Origin of the sequence: Duganella sp. OV510, assembly GCF_900100205.1 — a bacterium.
Lineage (GTDB): Bacteria > Pseudomonadota > Gammaproteobacteria > Burkholderiales > Burkholderiaceae_D > Rugamonas.
The window spans coordinates 412,336-418,737 of the sequence record NZ_FNEQ01000006.1; the positions used below are offsets into that span (position 1 = coordinate 412,336).

The following is a 6,402-nucleotide window of genomic DNA, read 5'->3' on the forward strand; positions in this document are numbered from 1 at the left end:
GAGTTCCTATGTCCGTTGCAGACCAAGATGCCGTTGTCAACGCTCCGCTAGTTGATCTTTCTGTGGTAGCGGGCGCCGGAAGTGGCAAAACGAAAACAGCGATCGCGCGCGTGCTTGCTGTTTTAGAACGCATACCGGCCCGCCAGAAAGTAGCATTGCTGTCGTTCTCCAATGTGGCCGTTAACACCTTCCGTCGAGGACTGGTCGCGCAGAACGCAGATGCGAATCGTGTCACCGTACAAACCTTCGATTCGTTTTTTACGCACTATGTGATCATGCCGTACGCCGCCCACGTAATGAGATGTGCGGTGGCTCCCTTCTTGGTGCTGGGTGAGGAACCATTTTTAGCCGGCTTCAACGTGTTCCACGGCAGGAGGTCACACCCAATTACCAATTTGAAGATCCGCAGACACGGAGTGGAATTTCAGGCATTTCTCGATAATCAGCTAGTTCCTTGGGCGATCGCTCAAGAGGCGATTGAGCGGATTGGAGCTGTTGGTGCCTACACCTATGACATTGCGCGCTACTGGGTCCATCGCACCTTAATTGAGCTGCCTTTTCTAGTCCCGCTGTTGGTTGCGCGGTACCCGCATGTACTTGTCGATGAGGCGCAGGACATCGGCTCAATGGATTGGGCGTTAATCCAGCTTCTACGGCAGAGTGGAATGCGTGTGACACTGATCGGTGATCCGGCTCAGGCAATCTTTGGATTTAATGGAGGTGAAGGGCAGTACCTCCAGGAGTTTATACAAGCCTTAGAGGTCGGCCATTATTCGTTAAGAACGAATTTTCGTTCTGTGCCGCACATTGTAGCGTGTGCCAACCAACTCACCGGCCGTAACGATGTCGCCGCGCGCGGAGCGCTGCAGACGCATTGTGGCGCCTTCTTAGTTGCTTATGACCCGGCAGCACCTAGAGCTATTCTTGATCGCTTCTATGGCGTCGTAAATGCTATCGGTTATGCGAATGACGAAGCCGCCGTAATTTGCCGTGCTCACAGCCTTGTCGCTCAGGTACGGGGCGGCACAAGCAATCGTGGTTCGGGCATAGTTAAGGCGCTTGTTAAGGCGGTCGATCATCGCTTGGCAAACGAGTACCATCTCGCATACAAGGAGTGCGTGGCCGTCGTCGGAGCCTTGCTGGACCCGTCATTCCCGAGGTTTAAGGCATTTGTTGAAGAGGCCAACACCGAATTGGGCAGATGCGTCCGAGCGAAGATCTGGATGTTTGTCTGTGATCATGATTATGGCCTCCCACACAGCCATCTGAATGCAAGGACGCAGTGGTTGCCTGCGTTGCAGCAAAATCTACGAAACTTGTTAGATGCTCTTGGCGCGCTTGGATTTACTTTCGCTGATATCGGCAGGCGAGTAACTGCACGCGATCTTGAGGACAGCCCCTTAGTACAGCCACGCCATGGGGTGCGCGTCGACACGGTGCATCAGGTAAAAGGCGAGAGCATCGGCGCTGTCCTATACGTCGCAACGGAGCTTCACGCGAGGGGATTGATTGCAGGAACTGCCACGGAAAGCGGTCGTATCGGTTACGTCGCCCTTACACGTGCTCGTGACATCTTTTGGCTGGCTGTTCCGCTAGAGTCCTATGAACGTTTAGTGCCTCTGGCTACCGCCGTTGGGCTTGTGCCCGTGCAGCTCTAATATCCTCTAGGATGATCTGATGGCACTACTAGCGGAATCATTGGTTGATGAGTGGCTAAATCGTAAGGGCTTCTTTATCGTACGGGGGCTCAAGCATGGCGTCGGCGAGATCGACTGACTTGGTGTTCGCCCCGGGGGGGGCGTTGGAAGCTTGGCATGTAGAAGTGCAAGCTAGCTTCCGGCCGATCGGATACATCACGCCGTTGCCGGCAACGTCGTTGGCGGGGTTTGCGAAAACCAAGACAAGTATGAAGACGCGTCAATTGGTGCAACTCGAACCGTCGGTCGCAGCATGGGTGGAGAAAAAATTTCTCTCGACCTCCAAACGTGCCGCGCGCGACCAGGCATGGCGCGGACTGAATTGGAAGTATGTTCTGGTCCATGCTGTGGTTCGTGAACAATCTGAGCTCGATTTAATCGCTAGTCATGGTGTGGAGCTAATTGCGCTACATCGTGTTCTGGAGGATTTGGGGCAGGGGGGCAGCGGTATAAAAGGTGGAGCTGGCACCGACTTGTCTGAGCTTATCCAATATTTTTATCAGAATAATCAGGAGCTATAGAACTCCTGGTATCGATCGGCTAAATTGGATGGAGGTGGCCCCTGTCGATCTATGAGAATCAAATGTTATTCTGGATTTCTTTCACAACTCCGACGTCACTTGGCGATACGACCTCTCGCTGCGCAAGTAGAGCGCGCCCAATGGCCTCAAAACAGCGCTGACGCATAGCCCGAGCTGAAGCTAGCTTGGAAAGCGCGGTGATGCTCAGAGCACTTCCGGTCCAATTCCGCACAAGTCTAGATAAACCCCATTTTCTGACGAATGGAAGGGCTGCTTTTGAAGTCTGTAGGTAGAACGATATCGCGCTGTGCTATTAGGGCGTTTCCAACAGCTTCGGAGGCGTACTGCTTGACAAGCCGTGGCGAATCGAGAGCAGTCAACTTGTCAATTGCTGACGGGTGAAAAGCAATGTCAACAGTGGGCAACTCATCGAGTAGACGATTGGTGATACGTACGGCTATGCGCCTTTTTTGGTCTTCGTCTAACGTAATATGAAACTCACGGAAGCGGCTGCGAAGTGGCCTTGAAACCATCTCTGGATCGTTACAAGTCGCTATATAGAGGTAATTGGATACATCTACCGGAATGTCAACACACAGGTCGACAAATTGCTCTGCAGCATGGCGTTCAAGCAATGTTAGCAACGGAGCCGTCAGATCGCTACCATCGTTTTTCGACATTCCGCTGGCTTTATCCAATTCGTCTAGGACGATTAGCGGATTACCGACTGGATCGCCGGGCGCGCCCTCTGTTAACAGCATAAATATTTTTCCTGGAGAACTGTTGATATAAAAGGACGAAGAGCCGGCCAGATCTGAATTGTTCTGGGCCGCACCCATATCTATTTTCTTGAACCTCGTCCTAAGCACCTTCGATAGTTGAACGGAAAATTCAGTTTTCCCAGTGCCGGGTTCACCAATCAGAATTATGGGGGCCATGCGAAGCACGCGATCTCGGTGATGCCGAGCGACCATTGCGCACCCGGCAATGTATTTCGTTACCTCTACGAATTGCTCATATTCATCCTGAAGTGCGCGCAGACAAAAGAAGAAGTCATCGTCGATTCCCACCAACTTCCTAAATTGCCCGTGGGAGACCAGTTTCTTGATGATACGAAGATGTTTTGCTTGCGATTCTGGGTCCTTTGTCTCTCCCGCCTCGATCGCCGTGAATACATCTTCCTTGTTGTAGAGTCGAATCGCGGCGCCTTCGTATTTCTCAAGCGGATCTATAAAGTCGTCAGAGAGCATATATTCCAGCTCTTCCACCGGTGAAGTCCTGGCTGCTTTAGGCTTTCGTTCTGGCTCGGCCTCTATTCTACGTGTGTCATACCCTGGATGAGTCGTCGATAAATCTAGGTGGGCTGCAATATGTTCAAAGGGATTTGGGGCGTATTTTTGAGAAACCGGTTCTGTTTCTGTACCGAACTCCAAGCATGATTGAAGATGATATTTTGATGCGATGGGTTGTTGCAATTTATTCTCCTACCTAGTCGGAAGGAGATTTATTCTAGTCATATTTTTTTCATGTGCAACGGTTTTTTTTAATTTATTTTTTTGACTCAGCAGAAAAGACTTGTGGTTTTCTATGCATGTGATAGGCGCTATCAGTTCCGCACATCGAAATGCCTGACTTCCGGCTTGGCAATTTAGAGGCTGCGCACACTAGCTACATCCCGAGTAGCCTAAGCGCAGTCTATGAGAAATTATTAGTCCAAGATTGTGATCGTGGGCCGTTGGCCAAGTTTGCGTGTCACCGCTATTAAGCCTATTTCCTCTAACTGTCCTAAAGTCTTGTAGAAAGTCTGTCGTGTGCAGCCTGATAAGTCTATCGCTTCTTTGGAAATTTTTACCGTTCTTGATCCTCTCACTCCCACCAAAAACCAGATTGCAACTCCCACATTGGCGCCACTTCCGAAACTCTGGCTAGCGGATTGAAGCCACGAAAATGGTATAGGACCTTTGATAAACTTTGGGCTCGATCGCAGCTTTTTCGCTGTTTGCGAACCGTCTTCGCCAACTTCGGTGATCGGCCCCAGTTCTTGGTAACAGGTATTTTCTTGCTGTGTTTTATGGCTCATGCTACCTCACGAAATTTTTGGGTTGATTGGAGTTGCCCGACAGCGGCCATTACCTTATTCCACATCTCGCTGTTTCTTGTGTTAGTAAAGCGATTTGGGTAGACGCAGGTCTGAACACTGGTTTGGATTTCGAAACCGCCAAGCACGTCTTTACTGGCCTGTGCCATGATCTTTTGGGTCATTGCAATTTCATGCTGCAGAGTGGCGATTGGCGCCTCGATTAGGAGCGCATCATGCATAGTTGCACAGACACGAACGCCGGAGTCTACAAGTTGAATGCAAGCGAGCCGAAGCATCTCGGCGCCGTTCGCTTGCATTGGAAAGTTTCGCAGGCTGCGTTCATTCGATTTTGCGTTCGTGTGTAGATACCAACCGAAGGCCGTCCAAATTTTTCCTCCCAGCAGTGCTTCGGTGACTATCTCATCGGACCATGCCCAAAAAGTTGAATACAAATTTCGATGAAGCTGCAGCATCTGAACTGCGGCACTCACCGTTTGTCCTGTCTGCTCAGCCAAGCTTTCCGCCCCTATGCCATATTGGATAGCTAACACGCTTTGCTTGAAGAGCTCGCGTTGACCGGGATGCGTATCACGCGTCGCATGTGTTGGCAAGATTCCTGATTGAATCCCGAATTTTAAGTACGGGTCGCCAGAGCAGTATGCTTCCTGCATCCTTAGGTCACTGGACAAGCTTGCGGCAATACCGAACTCTTGCTGCGCCCAGTCGATGTACGCTATTCCGTAACCTGGTGTCGGCCGGACGAAACCCCGCGTCCAGGACGCACGTCCGAAAACAGACCTTTTTGTTGATGGCTGATTCCTGGATGTAGATGACGAGAAGGTTGCGAGTGGGGCACGACTGCGTCCATCTCGATGAATTGCTATCCCATCCGGTGAGCCGCTCTCAACACAAGTTTTCAACCAGCGGACCGGCGCTATATCGGGATGCAGTTTCGCCATACTTTTGAAGCTCGCATCGGAAAGGTCCAGCCCATCAACCGAAGTCGGCCACGCGATTCCATGCGTCTTCAGCCAAGCCGCCCAAAGTTGGCTGTCGAATTTTCCATCGCGAAACACGCTATAGGCGGCGTCTATATCGTCAATCAGGCGTTGCTTGATTTCATCCCAATGGGTTGCGACAAGTTCTAGAAGTTCATGATCCAGTGGTACACCGTTATTCTCGATGGCGCTGGCTGCGATGCTGTACATTCCTCGCAATAGCGCGAAGTCAAATTCTATGTACTTATGCAGGAAATCAAACAAGGCAGCACAGCCAATGGCCTTCTTTTTACAGGAGAGCGTCACTGACTCAGCACTAGGCTCAAACGCGTTGTTGTTGGTACAGCCGGGCCAGTCGGATAATGGCTCATTGAACGTCGCAGGTAGTCCACACGAAAGCATCGCGCCATTGAGCCCCGTTCCGAAATGTCGATCTGATCCATTCGTGATGCATAAAAATTCACTTCGTAGATCTATCAAATGCTCGGGCAGAGGCCATCCCTCTGCTCGCATTGCATTGAGGAACTTGACACAGTCATAGCAGATCAACAGGCATGTCCCATCCAGTGGAATAGGGAACTTAGTCAAGACCCGCACATCGCTTGCCGATACCTCGATCAACTCGCTTGTCTGGACGTTTATGACTGTGATTGCCTCGAACCTTGGTGAGATTGGGGAATGGATGGTTTCTGAAATCTCCGACGCCACTACCCAGATGTTCTGCCGGAATTCTGTCTTCTTCATCTTAAAAATTTCCCTTCATCTTCTTGATGATGAAGTGATCGGGTGAATCGATGATGTGGCCTTGAAAAGCATATTCCACGAGCTGCTCCATTGAGATATCCGGCCATATAGGCTCTCGTGTCGCTGTCATCGCTACTTCAGTCCGATACCGCTGTTGGGCCATGTCCGAGAACACTCTCGTCCAATAATTTTCCGCAAAGGCTACAGCGCCAGCAAACGACGCATGCCACGGGTTTGTTTTTCCATCGCGGCCGGGCTGGGGAACTGTGTAGTGGTTTAATGTACCCGGACACCAATTTAGGCGAGAATGCTCGCCATGGAGAGGTGTTTGATGAGCAAGCAAAGACGTACATTTTCCCCTG

Annotated in this window: 5 protein-coding genes; 2 read left to right on the forward strand and 3 right to left on the reverse strand. The window is 50.9% G+C overall.

Annotation, left to right across the window (positions count from 1 at the left end; genetic code table 11):
* Window positions 1-8: 8 nt before the first annotated feature.
* Window positions 9-1,658 (forward strand): UvrD-helicase domain-containing protein, encoded by a 1,650-nt coding sequence (locus BLS51_RS18330; RefSeq protein ID WP_090185866.1) that lies wholly within the window; start codon window positions 9-11, stop codon window positions 1,656-1,658.
* Window positions 1,659-1,801: 143 nt separating this feature from the next.
* A complete protein-coding gene (locus BLS51_RS18335) occupies window positions 1,802-2,218 on the forward strand; it encodes a hypothetical protein (protein WP_139168731.1) in 417 nt (138 codons plus the stop codon).
* Window positions 2,219-2,454: 236 nt separating this feature from the next.
* Here the strand turns inward: BLS51_RS18335 and BLS51_RS18340 are convergent, their stop codons facing one another.
* From BLS51_RS18340 to BLS51_RS29995, 3 genes are all read right to left on the reverse strand, one after another.
* Window positions 2,455-3,693, reverse strand: a complete 1,239-nt coding sequence (locus BLS51_RS18340) for an AAA family ATPase (protein ID WP_139168732.1) — start codon at window positions 3,691-3,693, stop codon at window positions 2,455-2,457.
* A 601-nt stretch (window positions 3,694-4,294) separates the two neighbouring features.
* On the reverse strand, window positions 4,295-6,040 hold the full coding sequence (locus BLS51_RS18345; RefSeq protein WP_090185877.1) for a DNA polymerase: 1,746 nt from the start codon (window positions 6,038-6,040) through the stop codon (window positions 4,295-4,297).
* A 1-nt stretch (window position 6,041) separates the two neighbouring features.
* The coding region (locus BLS51_RS29995; RefSeq protein WP_217638343.1) for a hypothetical protein at window positions 6,042-6,402 on the reverse strand (361 nt) is incomplete at its 5' end.